This window comes from Actinomycetota bacterium, assembly GCA_030774015.1.
In the GTDB taxonomy this organism is placed as follows: domain Bacteria; phylum Actinomycetota; class UBA4738; order UBA4738; family JACQTL01; genus JALYLZ01.
Genome location: JALYLZ010000125.1, coordinates 1 through 18014, shown reverse-complemented (window position 1 = coordinate 18014; position 18014 = coordinate 1). Strand labels below are relative to the sequence as shown.

Annotated in this window: 17 protein-coding genes and 1 pseudogene; 8 read left to right on the top strand and 10 right to left on the bottom strand. The window is 71.6% G+C overall.

Translation table 11 applies throughout. The features are described 5' to 3' along the window. Positions 1-35: 35 nt before the first annotated feature. Complete coding sequence (locus M3Q23_12285) at positions 36-1535, bottom strand: AMP-binding protein (protein MDP9342843.1); 1500 nt, start codon at positions 1533-1535, stop codon at positions 36-38. A gap of 56 nt (positions 1536-1591) precedes the next feature. Here M3Q23_12285 and M3Q23_12280 point away from each other — a divergent pair, with 56 nt between their 5' ends. After that, positions 1592-5095, top strand: coding sequence for an ABC transporter substrate-binding protein (locus M3Q23_12280; protein ID MDP9342842.1), 3504 nt, complete (start codon positions 1592-1594; stop codon positions 5093-5095). Positions 5096-5143: 48 nt separating this feature from the next. Here the strand turns inward: M3Q23_12280 and M3Q23_12275 are convergent, their stop codons facing one another. Then, positions 5144-6046 (bottom strand): hypothetical protein, encoded by a 903-nt coding sequence (locus tag M3Q23_12275; GenBank protein ID MDP9342841.1) that lies wholly within the window; start codon positions 6044-6046, stop codon positions 5144-5146. Positions 6047-6171: 125 nt separating this feature from the next. On the opposite strand from M3Q23_12275, the gene M3Q23_12270 reads away from it, so the two are divergent. From M3Q23_12270 to M3Q23_12260, 3 genes are read left to right on the top strand one after another with little or no spacing between them, the layout of a single operon-like run. Further along, positions 6172-6858, top strand: coding sequence for a response regulator transcription factor (locus M3Q23_12270; GenBank protein ID MDP9342840.1), 687 nt, complete (start codon positions 6172-6174; stop codon positions 6856-6858). Further along, on the top strand, positions 6855-8084 hold the full coding sequence (locus M3Q23_12265) for a HAMP domain-containing histidine kinase (GenBank protein ID MDP9342839.1): 1230 nt from the start codon (positions 6855-6857) through the stop codon (positions 8082-8084). Before M3Q23_12270 ends, M3Q23_12265 begins: the two co-directional genes overlap by 4 nt. A 38-nt stretch (positions 8085-8122) precedes the next feature. After that, positions 8123-9160: an LLM class flavin-dependent oxidoreductase gene (locus M3Q23_12260; GenBank protein ID MDP9342838.1), complete on the top strand. Its 1038-nt coding sequence runs from the start codon at positions 8123-8125 to the stop codon at positions 9158-9160. A gap of 24 nt (positions 9161-9184) precedes the next feature. On the opposite strand, the gene M3Q23_12255 is transcribed toward M3Q23_12260, so the two are convergent. Next, complete coding sequence (locus M3Q23_12255; GenBank protein ID MDP9342837.1) at positions 9185-9727, bottom strand: DinB family protein; 543 nt, start codon at positions 9725-9727, stop codon at positions 9185-9187. Then, entirely contained in the window at positions 9724-10623 is a 900-nt protein-coding gene (locus M3Q23_12250) for a DUF4349 domain-containing protein (GenBank protein MDP9342836.1), read from the bottom strand. Before M3Q23_12250 ends, M3Q23_12255 begins: the two co-directional genes overlap by 4 nt. Before the next feature lie 90 nt (positions 10624-10713). Between M3Q23_12250 and M3Q23_12245 the strand changes: the two genes are divergently transcribed. After that, on the top strand, positions 10714-11097 hold the full coding sequence (locus M3Q23_12245) for a hypothetical protein (GenBank protein MDP9342835.1): 384 nt from the start codon (positions 10714-10716) through the stop codon (positions 11095-11097). A 487-nt stretch (positions 11098-11584) separates the two neighbouring features. Here M3Q23_12245 and M3Q23_12240 read toward each other — a convergent pair. Continuing rightward, positions 11585-11995, bottom strand: a pseudogene (locus M3Q23_12240) (A/G-specific adenine glycosylase). A gap of 86 nt (positions 11996-12081) precedes the next feature. On the opposite strand from M3Q23_12240, the gene M3Q23_12235 reads away from it, so the two are divergent. Then, a complete protein-coding gene (locus M3Q23_12235; protein MDP9342834.1) occupies positions 12082-12453 on the top strand; it encodes a CBS domain-containing protein in 372 nt (123 codons plus the stop codon). A 5-nt stretch (positions 12454-12458) separates the two neighbouring features. On the opposite strand, the gene M3Q23_12230 is transcribed toward M3Q23_12235, so the two are convergent. Genes M3Q23_12230 through M3Q23_12215 form a run of 4 tightly spaced genes read right to left on the bottom strand, consistent with a single transcriptional unit; the run spans position 12459 to position 15436 of the window. After that, positions 12459-12647 (bottom strand): hypothetical protein, encoded by a 189-nt coding sequence (locus tag M3Q23_12230; protein MDP9342833.1) that lies wholly within the window; start codon positions 12645-12647, stop codon positions 12459-12461. Positions 12648-12688: 41 nt separating this feature from the next. Beyond that, complete coding sequence (gene zwf, locus M3Q23_12225) at positions 12689-14143, bottom strand: glucose-6-phosphate dehydrogenase (protein ID MDP9342832.1); 1455 nt, start codon at positions 14141-14143, stop codon at positions 12689-12691. A 3-nt stretch (positions 14144-14146) separates the two neighbouring features. After that, positions 14147-15052, bottom strand: a complete 906-nt coding sequence (gnd, locus tag M3Q23_12220) for a decarboxylating 6-phosphogluconate dehydrogenase (GenBank protein ID MDP9342831.1) — start codon at positions 15050-15052, stop codon at positions 14147-14149. Between the two features lie 39 nt (positions 15053-15091). After that, positions 15092-15436, bottom strand: coding sequence for a non-heme iron oxygenase ferredoxin subunit (locus M3Q23_12215; GenBank protein ID MDP9342830.1), 345 nt, complete (start codon positions 15434-15436; stop codon positions 15092-15094). 58 nt (positions 15437-15494) lie between these two features. Here M3Q23_12215 and M3Q23_12210 point away from each other — a divergent pair, with 58 nt between their 5' ends. Both M3Q23_12210 and M3Q23_12205 read left to right on the top strand, forming a co-directional pair. After that, positions 15495-16277 (top strand): lysophospholipase, encoded by a 783-nt coding sequence (locus M3Q23_12210; protein ID MDP9342829.1) that lies wholly within the window; start codon positions 15495-15497, stop codon positions 16275-16277. Positions 16278-16284: 7 nt separating this feature from the next. Then, positions 16285-17079 carry an Fpg/Nei family DNA glycosylase gene (locus M3Q23_12205; GenBank protein MDP9342828.1) on the top strand — a complete coding sequence of 265 codons (795 nt, stop codon included), beginning with the start codon at positions 16285-16287 and terminating at the stop codon, positions 17077-17079. On the opposite strand, the gene M3Q23_12200 is transcribed toward M3Q23_12205, so the two are convergent. Further along, entirely contained in the window at positions 17040-17720 is a 681-nt protein-coding gene (locus M3Q23_12200) for a CDP-alcohol phosphatidyltransferase family protein (protein MDP9342827.1), read from the bottom strand. The two genes, M3Q23_12205 and M3Q23_12200, sit on opposite strands and share 40 nt — an antisense overlap. Positions 17721-18014: the final 294 nt, after the last annotated feature.

Here is an 18014-nt window from a genome sequence, read left to right as displayed (position 1 = left end):
ACGACAGCGGTACCGGAAATGTCAACGGAGGTTCGCTACAGGAGCGTGCGGAGTTCCTTGCGCGCGACCTTCCCCACCGGGGTGAGCGGCAGGGAAGGCGTGAACCGGACCTCCTGGGGTCGCTTGTGCTTGCCCAGCCGCTCGGAGGCGAACGCCAGCACCTCCGCCTCGGTCACACCCGAGCCCGACCGCGGGACCACGAAGGCCACGACCTCCTCGCCGTACACCTCGTCCGGCCGCCCCACCACGCCGGCCATAGCCACGTCTGGGTGCTCCGAGAGCACGTCCTCCACGTCCCGGGGGAACACGTTGATCCCGCCTCGGATGATGATGTCCTTCTTCCGCTCCACGACGTACAGATAGCCCTCCTCGTCGAAGCGCCCGACGTCCCCGGTGTGGAGCCAGCCGCCTCGCAGCACGGCGGCCGTCTCATCGCGCTGGCGCCAGTAGCCCGCCATGACGCTGGGGCCGCGGCAGCAGATCTCGCCCGAGTCGCCGGGCGGGACCTCCCGTTCCTCCTCGTCCACGATCCTCACCTCGATCCCGGGAAGCGGCAGGCCCACCGACCCGGGCTTCCTGGGCAGGCTGGGCCGCTCCACGCTGATGGCGGCGGTGGCCTCGGTGCACCCGTAGCCCTCCACGATCGCCGAGCCCGTCCGTTCCTCCCACTGCCGGATCACCTCCACCGGCAGCGGCGCCGCGCCCGAGGTCACCACGCGCAGCGAGGACAGGTCGTGGTCCTCCAGCGGCATCTGGAGGAGGAACTGGAGCATCGTCGGCACCACGGCCGTGCGGGTCACCCGGAACCGCTCGATGGCGTCCAGGAACGCCTCCGGCTCGAACCACGGCAGCAGCACCCCGAACGCCTTCACGAACAGCCCCGTGGCGGCCACCAGGATCCCGTACGCGTGGGCCAGGGGCAGCGCGGTGAGGCCGACCTCCGCGTCGCCGATCTCGGCCGACGCGGCGCCCGCCTGGGCGTCGAAGGCGATGTTGCGGTGGGTCAGCATCACCCCCTTCGACGCCCCGGTGGTCCCGCCCGTGAACAGCAGCGCGGCCAGGTCGTCGTCCCGCCGCGGCACCGGGGCCTCGAGCGACCCTCGCGAGAGCAGCTCGTCGAACGAGACCGTTCCGGCCTCGGCGGGGCCGGTGGTCACCACGCACCGGACCGGCGGCGCGCCGGCCAGGGCTTCCCGTACCACCGGAAGGAACGCCGGGCTGGTCACGGCCACCGTCGGCTCGGCTTCCCGGGCGATCCGGGCGACCTCGTGCGGTGAGAGCAGGAACAGCACCGGCGTGACCGCCCCGCCGGCCCGCCATGCCGCCTGGTACACGGTCCCGACCTCCGGCCCGTTCGGCAGCATGACCAGGACCCGGTCATCCGGCTCCAGGCCGACATCGAGGAGCCCGGCCGCGAACCGCTTCGCCATGCCCGAGAGCTCCAGCGACGAATGCGTGCGCCCCTGGAAGTGCAGCCGTTCGTAGTCACCATGGGTGGCGTCGTGCAGGTCGGCCAGCTCCGGAAGGGTCGGCACGACTCGATCCTGGCCCCGGCCCTCGGCTCGCGCAAGCGGACCCTCCCCAAGCGCCCATGCCCGGTGTATACAGGCGCGGGGGGATCGCCACGGACATCGCAACCGGAACCGAGCTGGCCGGCTATCGCATCGAACGGGTGCTCGGCCGGGGCGGGATGGGCGTGGTGTACCTGGCCACCGACCTCCGGCTGAAGCGGCGGATCGCCCTGAAGGTCCTCGCCCCCGAGCTGGCGGAGGACCAGAGCTTCCGGGACCGGTTCGTCCGGGAATCCGAGCTCGCGGCCTCCCTGGAGGACCCCAACGTCGTGCCCATCCACGAGGCCGGAGAGGCCGACGGCCAGCTGTTCATCGCGATGCGCTACGTGGAGGGAACGGACCTCGGAACCCTGATCCGTGAGCTCGGGCCGCTCGACCCGGCGCGGACTGCATCGATCGTCATGCAGGTGGCGAGCGCGCTGGATGCGGCACACGGGCGCGGGCTGGTCCATCGGGACGTGAAGCCGGCGAACATCCTGGTCTCGCTGCGAGACCAGTCGAGAGGTGAGCACGTGTACCTCACCGACTTCGGCCTGATCCGGCGCATGGCCCATCCCACCGCGCTCACCCGCACCGGCCAGCTCATGGGGACCCTCGACTACGTCGCCCCCGAGCAGGTCCGCGGACAGGCTGTGGACGGCCGCACGGACGTCTATTCGTTGGGCTGCGTCCTGTACGAGTGCCTGGCCGGACGGCCCCCGTTCCAGAGCGACCTGGAAGTCACCATCCTCTACGCCCATCTGGAGGAGCCGCCGCCGAAGGTCACCGCCCGGCGGCCCGAGGTCCCGGCTGCCATCGACGACGTGGTGGCGAAGGCGATGGCCAAGCAGCCCGAGGACCGGTACGAGACCGCCGGTGCGCTGGCCGAAGCCGCCAGGGACGCCCTGGTGGGAGGGGCATCCCTCGCAGTGACGGCACCGCCACTCATCGAGCGGCGGCCGTCCATGCGGTCGAGGAGATGGCTCCTGCCGGCCGTGGCCGCCCTTGCCGTGGCCGCCCTGCTGGCGGCGACCCTCCCGTTCGTGCTCCGCGGCGGCGGCCACTCCTCGCCGTCCGGAAAGCCTCGGCTCACCGGCATCGAGGCCGACTCCGTCGGGCTCATCGACCTCCGCACGAACCGGCTGACGGCCGCCATCCCCGTGGGCTCGAGGCCCTCCGCCATCGCCCAGGGGTTCGGGGCGGTGTGGGTGGCGAACGCGACGGCCGGCACCGTCTCCCGGATCGACCCGAAGACCAGGTCGGTCGTGCAGACCGTCACGGTGGGAGGAAGCCCCGCCGGGATCGCGGTGGGATCGGGGGCCGTCTGGGTGACGGACAGCGACGGCCGGCGAGTCCTTCGCATCAATCCCGCGACGAACACGGTCGTGAAGGCCACCACGGTGGGCAACGGCCCTTCCGGCATCGCCGTCGGCTCGGGCGCGGTGTGGGTGGCCGACACGGCGGACGACGCGGTGTCCCGCATCGACCCCGACACGGGCAAGGTCGCCACGGTGATCCAGGTGGGGTCCCGTCCCATGGGGGTGGCGGTGGGGGCCGCGGTCTGGGTCACCAACAACGCAGACGGGACCGTGTCGCGGATCGACCCGGCCACCAACACGGTGACGGCCTTCGTGCGCGTGGGCAACGGTCCGGCCGGGATTGCGGTGGCCCCGGACGCCGTGTGGGTGGCGAACAACCTCGACGGGACGGTCTCTCGGATCGACCCGGGAACCGCCACCGTCGCGGAGGCCGACCCGGTCGGGGACGGGCCCCTGGGGGTGGCCCTGGGCGGCGGCGCCGTGTGGGTCACGAACGAGTTCGACGGGACCGTGACCAGGCTCGACCCGGCCACCAAGCGCACGTCCACGGTGAGCGTCGGGAGCGCGCCACAGGCTGCGGTGGTCCTCGATGGGTCCCTGTGGGTGGCGGCCCAGGGATCGGGCAGCGCCCATCGCGGGGGGACCCTCCAGCTGGTGTCGAGCTCGCTCCCGTTCCCGAAGGCGATCGATCCGGGGGTCTCGTACTACCCGGCGTCGTGGCAGGTCCTCATCACCACCAACGACGGCCTGGTGGCGTTCAAGGGCGTGGGGGGCCCCGGCGGCTCGTCCATCGTCCCGGACCTCGCGACGTCGATCCCTGCCCCCACCGACGGCGGAACCACCTACACGTTCCAGCTCCGTCCGGGCATCCACTACTCCGACGGCCAGACCGTGAAGCCTGAGGACGTCCGCATCGCCATCGAGCGGCTGTTCCGATCGCACTCGCCCGTCGTCGACGCCGGCTACTACCAGGTCATCCTGGGCGGCTCCGCCTGCGCGAAGGAACCGGCCACGTGTGACCTGTCCGCGGGGATCGTCACGGACGACAGCGCCGGGACCGTCACCTTCCACCTGACGGCGCCCGACTCGGAGTTTCTGTACAAGCTGGCGCTCCCGTTCGCGGACGTCGTGCCCGCAGGAAGCCCGGCCCCCGACCCCAGCCGGTTCGTTCCCGCGACCGGGCCGTACATGATCCAGAGCTACACGCCCGGGGCACAGGACGGCCAGGTCGGGAGCCTGGTGCTCGTCCGGAACCCCCAGTTCCACGAGTGGTCGCCCGCCGCCCAGCCCGACGGGTACCCCGATAGCATCGTGTGGCGGATCGGCCTCGGCGAGCAGGCCGCGGTGACCCAGGTCGAGCAGGGCGGCGCCGACTACGACTTCGACGGGCCGCCCCCCGGCCAGCTGGACGAGCTGACCACGCGGTTCACCGAGCGGGTTCACCTGTATCCGCAGTCGGCGACGTACGGCATGGTGATGAACACCACCCAGCCGCCGTTCGACGACCCTCGCGTGCGGCAGGCCCTCAACTACGCCGTGGACCGGGCGGCCCTCGTGAAGGGCTTCGGGGTGGCCCTCCCCACCTGCCAGCTCATCCCTGCCAACTTCCCCGGCTACCGGCCGTTCTGCCCCTACACGCTCGACCCCACCGCCAGCGGTACGTGGACGGCGCCCGACATGGCCCGGGCCGAGCGGCTCGTCCAAGCTTCGCATACAGCGGGGATGAAGGTGACGGTGTGGACGACCACGGAGTTCCCCGGCCTCGACGCCATAGCCCGGAGCTTCGTCGGGCTCCTGGAGAGCCTGAAGTATCGTGCCAGCCTTCACGTCGTCACCCACGGCGACTACTTCGGCCAGATCCAGGACTCCGGGACTCGCATGCAGCTGGGCGGGTCCGGCTGGTTCGCCGACTACCCCGCCCCCTCGAACTTCATCCAGCTGGTGAGCTGCAAGGCGTTCGTCCCGAACTCGACCGGCAACATCAACGCCGCGGAGTTCTGCGATCCGGCGATCCAGTCGCTCATCGACCGCGCGCTGGCCTTGCAGGTGACCGATCCGCCGGCGGCGGACGAGGTGTGGGCCACGGTCGATCGCAAGGTCACCCTCGCGGCTCCTTGGGTGCCCGTGCTGAACCCGGCGGGGGTCGACTTCGTCTCGGGCCGGGTGGGGAACTACGAGCACAACCCGCAGTGGGGGCTCCTGATCGACCAGCTCTGGGTGAAATAGCGGAGGGCCCGGGCTGGGTCTGGCCCGGGCTCTCGCTCGTCTTCGTGATCAGAATGTCGCGGCGCCGCTCGGCACGGTCGAGAGGTCCCGGTGGAGCATGATCGACGTGTGGTCGGCCGCGCCGGGAGAGATGGCCGCTGCCAGCGGCTTGATCGAGAAGGGTCCTGGCCCCGTGGGGTCGTTCCCGTTCAGGTCGGGCTCGATGGTGACGACCGCCATCGACGAGCCGTCGGCCAGGTTCACCGGCGAGGTCACCCCGGCGGGGAGACCGGTCAGGAAGTCCTCACCCGGGAACGGCGGGCCGGCCAGCGGGCCCGAGAACTGGGCGCTTCGGTCGGCTCCGCTCGCTTGCGTGAAGCGGCCGCTCGACAGCGGTACGCCCTGCGTGACCCCCCATCCCTCCCAGACCCAGCCAGAGGGCAGGGTCGGGAGCGAGAGAGACGGACCCGGGCCGGCGGTCGGGTCGAGGAACCACAGGCCCGACGTCTCGTCCGACATGCTCTGATCGGTGGGCGTTGCAAGGATGAAGCTCCCCGCGACGTTGGACACGTTCGCCGGGAACGACAACGGAGCCCGATGGCGGTGCGGCGAGCCGACCAGGATGGCGATCCCGCTCGGCCCCAGGTCGGGGTCGGGCGAGGGTTCCACCGTCACCACCAACGCGTCGGCGTGGGCGGGGTTTCGGGTCGAGAAGAACCGCGCGGGGTGGCCGAAGCCGTCCACCAGGTTGCCATCCTCGTCCACGTTGAATGCGCCCGCGGAGAGCTTCTGTGAGCCGAACACGGTCCAGAGCTCGTAGAACGCGCCGTCGAGCGGGGCCAGCTGATGCGCGTGCAGATGGATCGGGAACGCTCGGGCCGCACGCGCGCCGGCCCGTGCCTGCACCGCAGTGGGAACCGCCAGGGCGGCGACGAGGGCCAGACCCGCGATGGCGAACAGTCCGCGTCTCATGTCGTGCCTCCTTTCCGACAGGTCCTTACCTGCCGCACGTCTCGACCGTAGACGCGGCCCCATTACGTACCGCTTTCCGTCTCCGTAAGGATTCCGAAAGGGCTGCCCCTCCTACAATCGACCCGATGGACCAAGCGCATCGAGTGCTGGTCGTGGACGACGAGCCCATCGTCGTGGACGTGCTGACCCGCTACTTGACCCGTGAGGGCTTCGAGGTGGCGACGGCGCAGGACGGCCAGGAAGCGGTGGAGTCCATTCGCTCGTTCCGCCCCGACCTGGTCCTCCTCGACCTGATGCTCCCACGCCTCGACGGCCTGGAGGTTTTCCGCCGGATCCGAGAGGCGAACACCGTCCCGGTCATCATGTTGACGGCACGTGGCGAGGAGACCGACCGGGTCGTCGGGCTCGAGCTGGGGGCCGACGACTACGTGACCAAGCCCTTCTCGCCACGGGAGATCGTGGCCAGGGTCCGTGCGGTGCTCCGCCGGGCCGAGCATCGGGGGCAGGCCCGCGAGGCACTGTCCTTCGGCGACCTCGACATCGACGGCCGCAGCCGCGAGGTCCGCCTGTCCGGGACGCCCGTCCGCCTGACCCCGAAGGAGTTCGACCTGCTCCACTTCCTGGCCTCGAGTCCGGGCCAGGTGTGCACGCGTCTCGACATCCTGGAGGAGCTGTGGGACTTCGCGTTCGAGGGTGATCCTTCCACGGTCACCGTCCATGTCCGCCGTCTCCGGGAGAAGATCGAGTACGACCCGTCCACGCCCCGGCACCTGGTAACGGTGTGGGGCGTGGGATACCGGTTCGATCCATGAAGGGCGCGCGCGGGCTCCTCGTGGTGGCGGCCGCGGCGGCGGCCGGCGGGGGGGTCACCGTCCTGGCGGGCGCGGGGGCCGGGATGCACGGCCACGAGCTCGGCCACCTCGCGTTGCTGCTCCTGCCGGCGGCGCTCGCCACGGTCGCCGCCGCGGCCGCGGCCCAGTCCCTGTTTGCCCGCATCTCGCTCCGCTCCCGCCTCACCGCCATCGCGGTCGTGGCCCTCCTGGTGGGACTGGCGAACCTGGCCGTGGTGGCCCGGTTGATGTTCGTCAGCGGGCCCGACATGAGGGCGGTGGTCGTCGTGCTGGCGTACGCAGTGGGTGCCGGGGCCGGAGCGGCGCTGGTGCTGGCCCGCGGTCCGGCCCGCGCCGTCGGCCGGCTTTCCGCCGCAGCACGGGCACTGGCGGAGGGCGACCTGTCCGCACGAGCGGGCGATGTCGGCGGGGGGCCAGAGTACGACGCCCTGGCCTCAACGCTCGATCAAATGGCCGAGCGCCTCGGACAGGCCATGGCCCGGGTCCAGGACGTCGAGGCCCGGCGCCGCGACCTCATCACGGCGGTCTCCCACGACCTCCGGACGCCCCTGGCCCGCCTCCGGGTCATGGTGGAGGCCATCGACGAGGGCGTGGTCGATGACGTTCCGACCCTCCGCCGGTACGCCGGGGAGATGCGGCGCTCGGTCGACACCCTGGTCGCGCTCGTAGACGACCTGTTCGAGCTGGTCCAGCTCGATGCCGGAGCCATCGAGGCGGAGACCGCACGAACTCGGGTTCGAGACGTGGTCAGCTCCGCGATCGGCACGTGCAAGGGGGACGCCCTGAGCAAGGGGGTCTCGGTGCGGACGGACCTCGACGGCGCGGGCGACGCGGCCTGCTCACTAAGGCTGGTCCGGGTGCTCCAGAACCTGGTCCAGAACTCGATCCGCCACACCCCGCCGGACGGCACGGTCACCATCCAGGCCCGGAGACTGGGCGGGCGATTGCGGCTGGTGGTGGAGGACACCGGCGAAGGCATCCCGCCCGACGCGCTCACTCGCGTGTTCGATCCCTTCTACCGGGCGGACCCGGCCCGTTCCGAGCCCGGCTCCGGGCTTGGGCTGGCCGTGGCCAAGCGCATCGTCCAGGCGCTGGGGGGCGACATCACCGCCGGCAGCGAACCTCCAATGGGGGCCCGGTTCGCCGTAACGCTTCCCGACTCACCCGACCTCCGGCCAGCCGGGTAGCAACGGGACCGGTCTGGCTCCGGTAGCCTGCGCACGTCATGACCGTCCAGATCGGGCTCGGGCTGTTCACGGGGCAGGTCCCGCCGGACTCCGGGCGCACGTTCGCCCAAGAGTACCGTGAGATCATCGACCTGGTCCGGCTGGCCGAGACGCTCGGGTTCGACTCGGCGTGGGTGAGCGAGCACCACGGCTCCGGGGATGGGTATCTCCCGTCGTTGCTGCCCATGCTGGCGGCGTTCGCCGCCGCCACCGAGCGGATGAAGCTCGGCACCGGGGTCCTGCTGACGCCCTTCCACGATCCCCTCCGGCTGGCCGAGGACGCCGCCGTGGTCGACCAGCTGTCGAACGGCCGGCTGATCCTGGGGCTCGGGCTGGGGTGGCGGGAGGAGGAGTTCCGGATGTGGGGGCAGCGGCCCGCGGAGCGACTTCGCCGCACGGTCGAGACGATCGAGGTCCTGCGCAAGGCGTGGACGGGCAAGCGCTTCTCCTTCGAAGGGAGGCACTACCGCTACAACGACGTGCTGATCACGCCCCCTCCGGCCCGGGAGGGCGGCGTCCCCATCTGGCTGGGCGGACACGCGGAGGCGGCGGTCCGCCGGGCCGGGCGCATCGGCGACGGCTACATCCGGAGCCGGGGGGGGTGGATCGACGAGATGCGCGAGAGCCTGGCCCTGGCCGAGGAAGGGGCCGCCGAAGCGGGCAAGGACCCCGCCGCGATGCCGTTCGCGCAGCTCCAGAGCGCGTTCGCCTGGGAGGACGGCGACGCGCTGGAGGTCGTCCGCAAGGGTGCCGGCCACCACCTCGGCATCTACGCCGCGTGGGCCGAGGGGGCCGACACGCCCGGCAAGGGGTTCTGGGTGACGCCGCCCCCCGACGAGGTGCTCCGCCAGACGGTGGTGACGGGGACGGCGCACGAGGTGGCGCACCGGCTCCGGCCCATGGTGGAGGCGTTTGGGGGCCGCCGGGAGTTCCACCTGATCGTCCGCCTGCACTACCCGGGCATGGACTACGACATCGCGTCCCGGACCGTGGAGCTGTTCGGGGAGAGGGTCATCCCCTCCCTGAAGGGCGTGTAGCGCTCAGCTCCGGGCATCGGGCGCTCAGGTCCCCAGGACCGCCTCCAGGGTCCGGCGGATCTGTTCCAGGTGGAATCGGTCGTGGCCGGCGATGGTGCGGAACAGCTGCTCGAAGCTCTCGCGGCCCCGCTCGGCGTGGATGCCGTAGCGTTCGCGCTCCTGGACCGGCGTCCGCTCCCACAGCCGGAGGTTCTCCCCGCGCAGCACGCCGTGGAACTCCAGCAGCTCCTCCGCCGGCCGGTCGCGATGGCCGAGCCGGTCCACCCACAGGTCCTGGTCGTAGGCGATGAGCTCGGGGGCGTCGTGGGACAGGACCCATCGGTACCGGGCTGCGCCGACCAGCTCCGCGTCGGTGAAGTGCCCGATGAGCTCCACGACGGACCATTCGCCCTCGGCGGGCCTGGTCCGGATGCTCGCGCCCGCCCGGGCCGCGAGGTCCTGGAGTGCCGCCGGCGTCGCCGCCTGCACCTCGGCCGGGTCGTCGTCCCCGAGGAGCGAGAGCATGAACGCCACGTACTCCGACGGACGGGCCACGGGATCGAGGTCCTGTGCCAGTGATTCGGTCATGCGGGGACTCTAGCGCGGTATCGCCGCACCAGGAGCCACACCAAAAGCGCCAGCAGGGAGAGCGGGATCAGCACGGCCAGGGCCACCACGATGCCGTAGACGAGCCCCAGGAACACCGCCTCCGCCCGGGTCAGCGCCTCGCCGAGCTTCGGCTTCTCGATGGCAACCGTCTGCGTGTGCACGACCGGTGGAGCCCCCGCTTCGAACAGCTCGACCTGGATCGTCGACAGCTCGGCCCGGTTGGAAAGCACGCGCCGCTCTCCGGTCAGCTCCTCGATGTGCAGCTGCACGTCGGACAGGGTCCGCTGGACTCGCAGGGTCCCCTCGATGGTGGTGGCCTTCGACAGCAGGCGAAGCAGGACCTTCTCCTGCGTCTCGAAGTTGCGCAGGCGCGCGTCGATGTCCACGAACTGCGAGGTGACGTCGCGGCCGGTGATGGACTGCCGCTGCACGGTACCGATGGCGCGGAGGTCGTGCAGGGCGTCCTCGAAGCTGGCCGCCGGGACCCGGATGGTGAGGCTTCCCGACCGGTGCTTGACGCCCTGGGAGGACGACGACTCGACGAACCCGCCGTACGTGCCGGCGACGACGGATGCCCGGTCGAACGCGTCGTCGAAGCCACCCCGCTCGACCTCGATGGAGAGGTGCCCCGTCTTGATGATGTTGGGCCCGACCTGAGGGAGATCGGCCAGCGGCTCGACGCCTGCGGAGCCGGCCGTCGCACCCGTCGGACCGGCGGGGATGCGAGGCCCGGTGGCGCCCGTGGCACCCGGCCCTGCCCCCGGGGCCCCGGCCGCGGCGGTGGAGCTGGCGTGGTTGCCGCACGAGGTTGCCACGGCCGCGAACAAGCCGGAGACCGCGAGGATGCCCACCACCGCGATCAGGCGCCCTCTCATCCCGGCCTCCCGTCCCGTCCGTGTGGACCTACCCTGGTGTACGGATCCGGGGCCGCTGCGGGATCGCCACTTGGGGCCTACCATGGAGGCATGGACGGCGCCCGGGTGGCGGGGTTCGTGGTCGTTGCCCTGGTGTTGCTCATGGCCGGGCTCCTGGGCGCTCCGCTGGGCCTGGTGGTGCTCCTGGCCGTGGTCATCGGAGGCATCGGCGTCCTCGTCACCGTGCTGTCCCCCGGAGGCGTCGGCGCACAGTCCGCCAGCAACCTGGCCCGGAAGCTCTACGACCGCAACGGCTGGGAGTCCGGCTGGAGCGGGAGCTACCTGGGCGAGCGGCGGGGCGGCCCGCTGGCTCGGCGTCGCGCTCGCCGCCGCAGGGAGGTCGACGTCCCGCCCGATCTGCTTCCCGAGGACCTTCAGGAATCGAAGGCGTGGCTGCGCACCCTGGAGTCCATCCGGCGCCTGCCGGAGCGGTGACCGCAGAGGCTCGGCAGGAGCCCGAACCGGTCCCGGCCTGGCCCCAGGGCTAGGGGAGCCGGACCCGGCCGTTCCCGCGCCCGGCCGTCGCTGCCGGACCCGCGGCCACCAGGCCGTCTGCCACCAGACCCCGCACCAGCCTGGCCGTGTGGTCGAGCGGCAGCCCGGCCGCCCCGGCGAGCGATTGGAGCGTGGCCGCCCGCCGCGTCCGCAGGTGCGCGACCACACGTCCGCGCGCCTGCCGCGTCGAGCCCTCGAACGGAGCACCGCCGCGAGCGGGCGACGATGGAGGCCGCCCCGCCGCCCGGAACCGGCAGCCCGACGACAGCGGACAGGCGTCGCACCAGGGCACCGGGCGGCAGGCCTCACGGCCCACGTCCATCACCGCCTGGTTCCATCCTCCCGGGTCCGTTCGATCCAGCCACGAGCCCGCGGCGTCGCGGATCCGCCGAGCGCCCACCTCGTGCGGCTCCGCCCCCAGGCGGGCCCGGGCCACCACCCGGCGCACGTTCGTGTCGATGGCCGGCACCGGCCGGCCGAACGCGATCGAGGCCACCGCCGCCGCGGTGTACGGGCCGATCCCCGGCAGCCGCTCCAGCTCGGCCGGCTCCGAGGGCACCGCCCCGCCGTGCAGGCGGAGCACGTCCCGGGCCGCTTCCCACAGCGCCACCGCCCGGCGGTTGTAGCCGAGCCCCGCCCAGGCCCGGAGGACGTCGGCCCGCGACGCGCTCGCCACCGCGGCGACGTCGGGGAACCGTTCCAGGAACGGTGGATAGGCCGCCGCCACCCGAGCCGCCTGCGTCTGCTGGAGCATCACCTCGCTCACCAGCACGCGGTACGCGTCGCGCTCGCCCCGCCACGGATACAGCGAGCGGCGTGGCTCGAACCAGTCTGCCAGCGCGGCGTCGGCGGCGGGACGGGTCCCCACGGCCGCCCAGCCTACGCTTCGACTGGCGGGACCCGCCGCGCTAGGCTACGGAGGACATGGCCACCGTTCGCGAGGTCATGAGCGGCAGCGTCATCACGGTCGAGCCCGATGCGACCGTGGCGGAAGCGGCCACCGTGATGGGCGGCAAGCGCGTCGGCTCCGCGCTGATCATGGACGGCGACCGCATCGCCGGCATCTTCACGGAGCGCGACATCGTGCGCGCGCTCGGCGAGCACTTCGACGCCGCCGGCCACCCGGTGTCGAACTGGATGACCCGCAACCCCACGAGCATCAGCCCGGACGCCTCCGTGGAGGAGGCCCTCAGCCGGATGCTGGCGGGCGGCTTCCGTCACCTCCCGGTGATCGAGAACGACCAGGTGGTCGGGATGCTCTCGATGCGCGACGTCGCCGGCGCCTCCGAGGGCTGAGCTCCTCAGAAGCCGGCCCGGGGTTTCTCCGGCAGGTCGGCCAGCGCCTCCTTCAGCGCCGTCCACACCTCGCGGAACACGTCGCCCACGTACTTGGGCGGCTGGCTGTTCTCCCCGCCCATCGCCCCCCGCACCGCGGAGCCCGTCAGCTCCACGGCCTTCTCGAACAACGCCCAGTCGATCTCGCGTGCCACGGCTCTCCTCCTGGTCCCGGATCCCGGTCGAGCGTGCAAGCCTACCGGCCCTGCGCCGTGGGTCGTTCCTCCGGCGGCGGCGTGACGTGCCAGTGGCGCGGGAGGACCAGCGCGTCGGCCTCCGGCGGCCCCCACGAGCCGGGCTCGTAGAACTCCACCGGCGGCGGGTAGTCCAGCACCGGCATCAGGACCCGCCAGGCCTCCTCCACCTCGTCCTCCCGGGTGAACAGCGTGTGGTCGCCCTCCATCGCCTCGAGGATCAGCGTCTCGTAGGCCTCGATGAGCGGCGTGTTGAAGGTCCGCTCGTAGTCGAAGTCGAGCTGGGCCCGGTCCAGCTCGAAGCCGAGCCCGGGCTTCTTGATGTTGAGGTGCAGCGAGATCCCCTCGTCGGGCTGGATCCGGATGGCCAGCGCGTCCCGGCCGAGCGGCGTGGTGTCGGTCCCCCGGAACACGTTGTACGGCACGTGCCGGAACGACAGCGACGCCTCGGTCACCTTGCGCGCCAGCATCTTCCCGGTCCGGAGGTTGAAGGGGACGTCCGCCCACCGCCAGTTGTCGATCTGGACCTGGAGCGCGGCGAACGTCTCCGCCTGGGAACGCGCGTGCACGTCGGGCTCGTTCCGGTAGCCGACGTACTGCCCGCGGACGACCTTCTTCGGGTCCACGATGTCCATCGACCGCAGCACCCGCACCTTCTCGTCGCGCAGCCGGTTGGGATCGAACGACACCGGCGGCTCCATGGCCAGGATGGTCATGACCTGGAACAGATGCGTCTGCACCATGTCCCGGATCGTGCCGGTCTCCTCGTAGAACGAGCCCCGGCCCTCGATCCCGATGTCCTCCGCCACGGTGATCTGCACGTTGTCCACGTACCGGCGATTCCAGATGGGCTCGAACATCCCGTTGGCGAACCGGAAGGCCAGGACGTTCTGGATGGTCTCCTTCCCCAGGTAGTGGTCGATTCGGAAGATCTGCGACTCGTCGAACACGGTGTGGAGCGCGTCGTTCAGCTCGCGCGCGCTGCTGAGGTCGCGCCCGAACGGCTTCTCGATCACGATCTTCGAGCCGGGGTGCATGTTGCTCTCGGCCAGGCGCTGGACGATCAGCGGGTACGCGGCCGGCGGCGTCGCGCAGTAGTAGAACCGCCCGCCCTCGGTGCCCTGCGTCTTGTCCGTCCATTCCAGGTGCTCCCGGAGGTGCTCCATGGCCTGCTCGCTGTCGAATTCGCCGGGCACGTAGGTCAGGCGCTTGCGGAACTCGCCCCACACGTCGGTGCTGGGTTTGCTCCGGGCGTACTGCTCGACGGAGTGGCGAGCCTGCTCCTGGAACTCCTCGTCCGACATCTCCGTCCGGGCGTACCCGATGATGGCCACGCCCTGGGGCAGGAGCCCCTCCGAGAACAGGTGCCAGAACGCCGGGAGCAGCTTGCGGCGGGTCAGGTCGCCCGACGCGCCGAAGATGACGATGGCCTGCGGGTCGGGAGGCTTCAACGTCATCGGCTACGAGCTCCCCTCCGCCTTCACCGCGTGCCCGCCGAACTCGTTGCGAAGCGCCGCGATGACCTTGGCCGCGTAGGACTCGTCCTGCCGGGAGGCGAACCGCAGGAACAGCGAGAGCGCCGTTATGGGCGCGGGCACGTTCTCGTCCATGGCCGCGAACACCGTCCACCGGCCCTCGCCGGAGTCCTCCACGTAGCCCTTGATGCCGTCCAGGCCGGGGTCCTTGCTGAACGCCTCCACCAGCAGCTCCAGGAGCCAGGAACGGACGACGCTCCCGTAGCGCCAGATTCCCGCGATCGCCGGAAGGTCCAGCTCGAAGTCGGACGCACGCAGGATCTCGAAGCCCTCGCCGTAGGCCGCGAGCATCCCGTACTCGATCCCGTTGTGGACCATCTTCACGAAGTGGCCCGAGCCGGGGCGCCCCATGTACGCGTACCCGCCTTCCGGCGCGAGGGTCGCGAAGATCGGCTCGTTGCGGTCGAACGCCTCCTTCGCGCCTCCCACCATCAGGCAGTACCCGTTGGCCAGGCCCCAGATCCCGCCGGAGGTGCCGCAATCAAGGAAGTGGATGCCGTCCCCGGCCAGCTCGTCGGCTCGCCGTACCGAGTCCCGCCAGAAGGAGTTGCCGCCGTCGATGATGGTGTCCCCGGCCTGGAGCATCTTCCGAAGGGATTCGATCGTCTGCTCGGTGGGGGCACCAGCGGGGATCATGAGCCAGACCGTCCTGGGAGCCTCGAGCTTGCCGACGAGGTCCTCCAGCGAGGACGCCCCGATGGCTCCGGACTCCACCACGCGCTCCACCGTCTGCGGGCTTCGCCCGTACGCGACCACCTCGTGACCATCCCGAACCAGTCGGACGGTCATGTTCCCGCCCATCCGTCCGAGCCCCACCATGCCGAGCTTCATGTCGAGCCTCCTCCTCCGAGCGTCGACGGTGACACGTCCTCAGGCCTCCCGTCCATTGTGGTCCCAGGCCGTGACGGCCACCTCCACCCATCCGTCCTCCACCCGAGCCGGGTACACGGGAACCGGCTCGGCGGCGGGCCCGTCCAGCGGCTCGCCCGACTCCAGGTCGAACCGGCTCCCGTGGCAGGGGCAGACCACCGAACCACCCGGCTCGAGCTCCCCCTCCGACAGCGAGCACGACCGGTGGGTGCACTCGTCGCCCAGGGCGTGGACCTGGCCGTCCAGGTGCGCCACGGCCACCCGGATGCCGTCGAGCTCGTAGCCGCGGACCTCGCCGTCCGGGACCTCCGCCAGGCTCCCCACGCGCACGAACAGAGGCTCCACGGCGAAATCCTCACACATCGGCGCGACCGGCGGCGCGGCTTGCCCGAACGCGGTGGGCGTGGAACGATCCCGGCCCATGGCCACGCCGTTCACCCGGGAGTGGGAGGCTCCCGACCCCAGAGCCGCCATCGCCCTGGCGCACGGGCTGGCGGAGCATTCCGGGCGCTACGAGCACGTGGGGGCCCGCCTGGCAGGCGCGGGGTACTCCGTGTACACGGCCGACCTCCGGGGCCACGGCCGGTCCGAGGGGTGGCCCGGGAACGTGTCGGGCCTCACCGACTGGCTTGAGGACGCGGCCGCCATCGTGGCCCGGGCCCGCGAGGCGGCTGCGGGCCGTCCGGTGTTCCTCTTCGGCCACAGCCTGGGGGCCCTGATCGGCGCCTCCTACGTCATGCGGCATCCGGACGCGGTCGAGGGATTGGTCCTTTCCGGAATCGCCGTGCTGGCCGGGACGGCCCTGCTGACGGCGATGGCCGACCCCGAGGGCCAGGGCATTCCGCCCTCCTCGATCAGCCGGGACCCCGAGGTCGTACAGGCCTACGTGGACGACCCACTGGTGTTCGCGGACAGGGTCTCGCCGGAGGCGAACGCGGCCGCCCTGGAGTCGGCCATCGAGGTCAACCAGTCCGGCGACCGCCTGGCCCTGCCCGTGTTGATGGTCCACGGGAGCGACGACGCCATCGCCGACGTCGAGGGCGCGCGGGACCTGTTCGACTCGATCGCGTCGCCCGACAAGCAGCTGATCGTCTACGACGGCCTGTACCACGAGGTCATGAACGAGCCGGAGCGGGACCGGGTCCTGGACGACGTGGTCGGCTGGCTGGACCGCCACACGGCCTGAGGGGACGGTGCCCGAGCTCCCCGACGTCGAGGCGTACCGGCGGTTCTTCCGGGAACACGCGACCGGTCGCACGGTTCGCGAGGTCATCGTCCCCGACCCCACCATCGTCCGGAACGCGACGCCGGAAGCGCTGGACGGCGCCCTGCGGGGCCACCGGTTCGCCGACCCCGATCGCCTGGGGAAGTGGCTGCTGGCCTGGACCGAGGCCGGGCCGGGGCTGCTGCTGCACTTCGGCATGACCGGGGACCTGATCTGGTCCAGTGACGAGCCCGAGCGCCACCGCCACGACCGGGTGATCCTGGTCCTGGACCGGGGCGAGCTTCGGTACCGGAACATGCGAAAGCTGGGCGGGGCGTGGCTGGCGCACGACCGGGACGAGGCCCGGGCGGTCATGGGCGAGCTGGGGCCGGACGCGCTCACGGTCTCGCGCCGGGAGTTCCTGGAGCGGCTGGGCCGGCGCCGCGGCGGGGTCAAGGCCCTGCTGATGGACCAGCGGTTCGTGGCCGGCGTGGGGAACCTGGTGGCCGACGAGGTCCTGTGGCAGGCCAGGCTGCACCCGCGGCGCAGGGTCGAGTCGCTCGACGACGAGGAACGCGTGCGCCTGTACCGCACCATGCACGCCGTCCTGAAGGAGATGGTGGCGAAGTTCGACTACGTGCCCCGCAAGCGAGGGTGGCTGAACCACGTCCGGGGCCGCGTCGGTGCCGTGTGCCCTCGGTGCGGGACGCCGCTGTCCCGCATCACCGCCGCCGGAAGGACGACCTACTTCTGCCCGTCCTGCCAGCCGTCGCCCCCGGGCTGAGGCCCGGCGGGTTCCGGTTCCGCCGGCCGCGACAGACGCCGCCACGCCGACCACCCTCGCTGGGCCACGGTCAATCCGCCCAGGCCGGTGAGGACGGCCAGCACTGGAAGCAGCGCTCCCGGCGCCGTCAGCCCGACCATCAGGGCCACGTACCGCTCCAGCCGCTGGAACACGCCCTCGGACAGCGTGATCCCGAGCGCCTCGCCCTCCGCCCGGATCTGGCTGACCACCAGCGAGATGGCGAGCGTCGACATGGCGAGTGCCGCCGCGGTGTGGTGGCCCTGGCCGGCCAGCGACCAGAACAGGCACCCGAACAGGATGCCGTCGGACACCCGGTCGAGGGTGGAGTCCAGGAACGCCCCCAGGCGGCTGTCCTCTCCCCGCATGCGCGCGACGCCGCCGTCGAACACGTCCAGGACGCCGGCCGGGATCAGCAGCATCCCCGGGAGGAACCGCCGGCCGGTCAGCAGCAGCCATCCCACCACCACGTTCACGGCCAGGGAACCGAGCGTCAGCTGCCACGGCCGGACGCCGGACCGGAACAGCGCGGCCAGCGTGATCCGGTAGGGCCACGTGAAGATCCGCTGGAACAGCGGCCCGATGATGCTCCGGTTCCGCCGCGGCGCCGGCAGGTCGCGCACCCGCGGCGCCGGCTGCTTCCCTTCTCGATCCTGATCCGTCATCGGCGAGAGGAAGGCTAGCTTCCCGGCGGGGGCGAAGCCACGCGCCGTGGATCCTCCGGGGGCCGAACAGGCTCTGGTGGCGGCACCGGCCGGTCGCTGGCCGGATCCTCAGCTTCTCGTAACCGTTTTCTGGCTCTCCTGACGCATCCGTGGGTTCATCGGGCAGCTCCCCGTCCGGGTAGGGGCGGGCAGTAGCCGCCTCGGTCGAGCAGTGCGAGGGCGACGAGATGCTCAGGCTTCTTGAACCCGAAG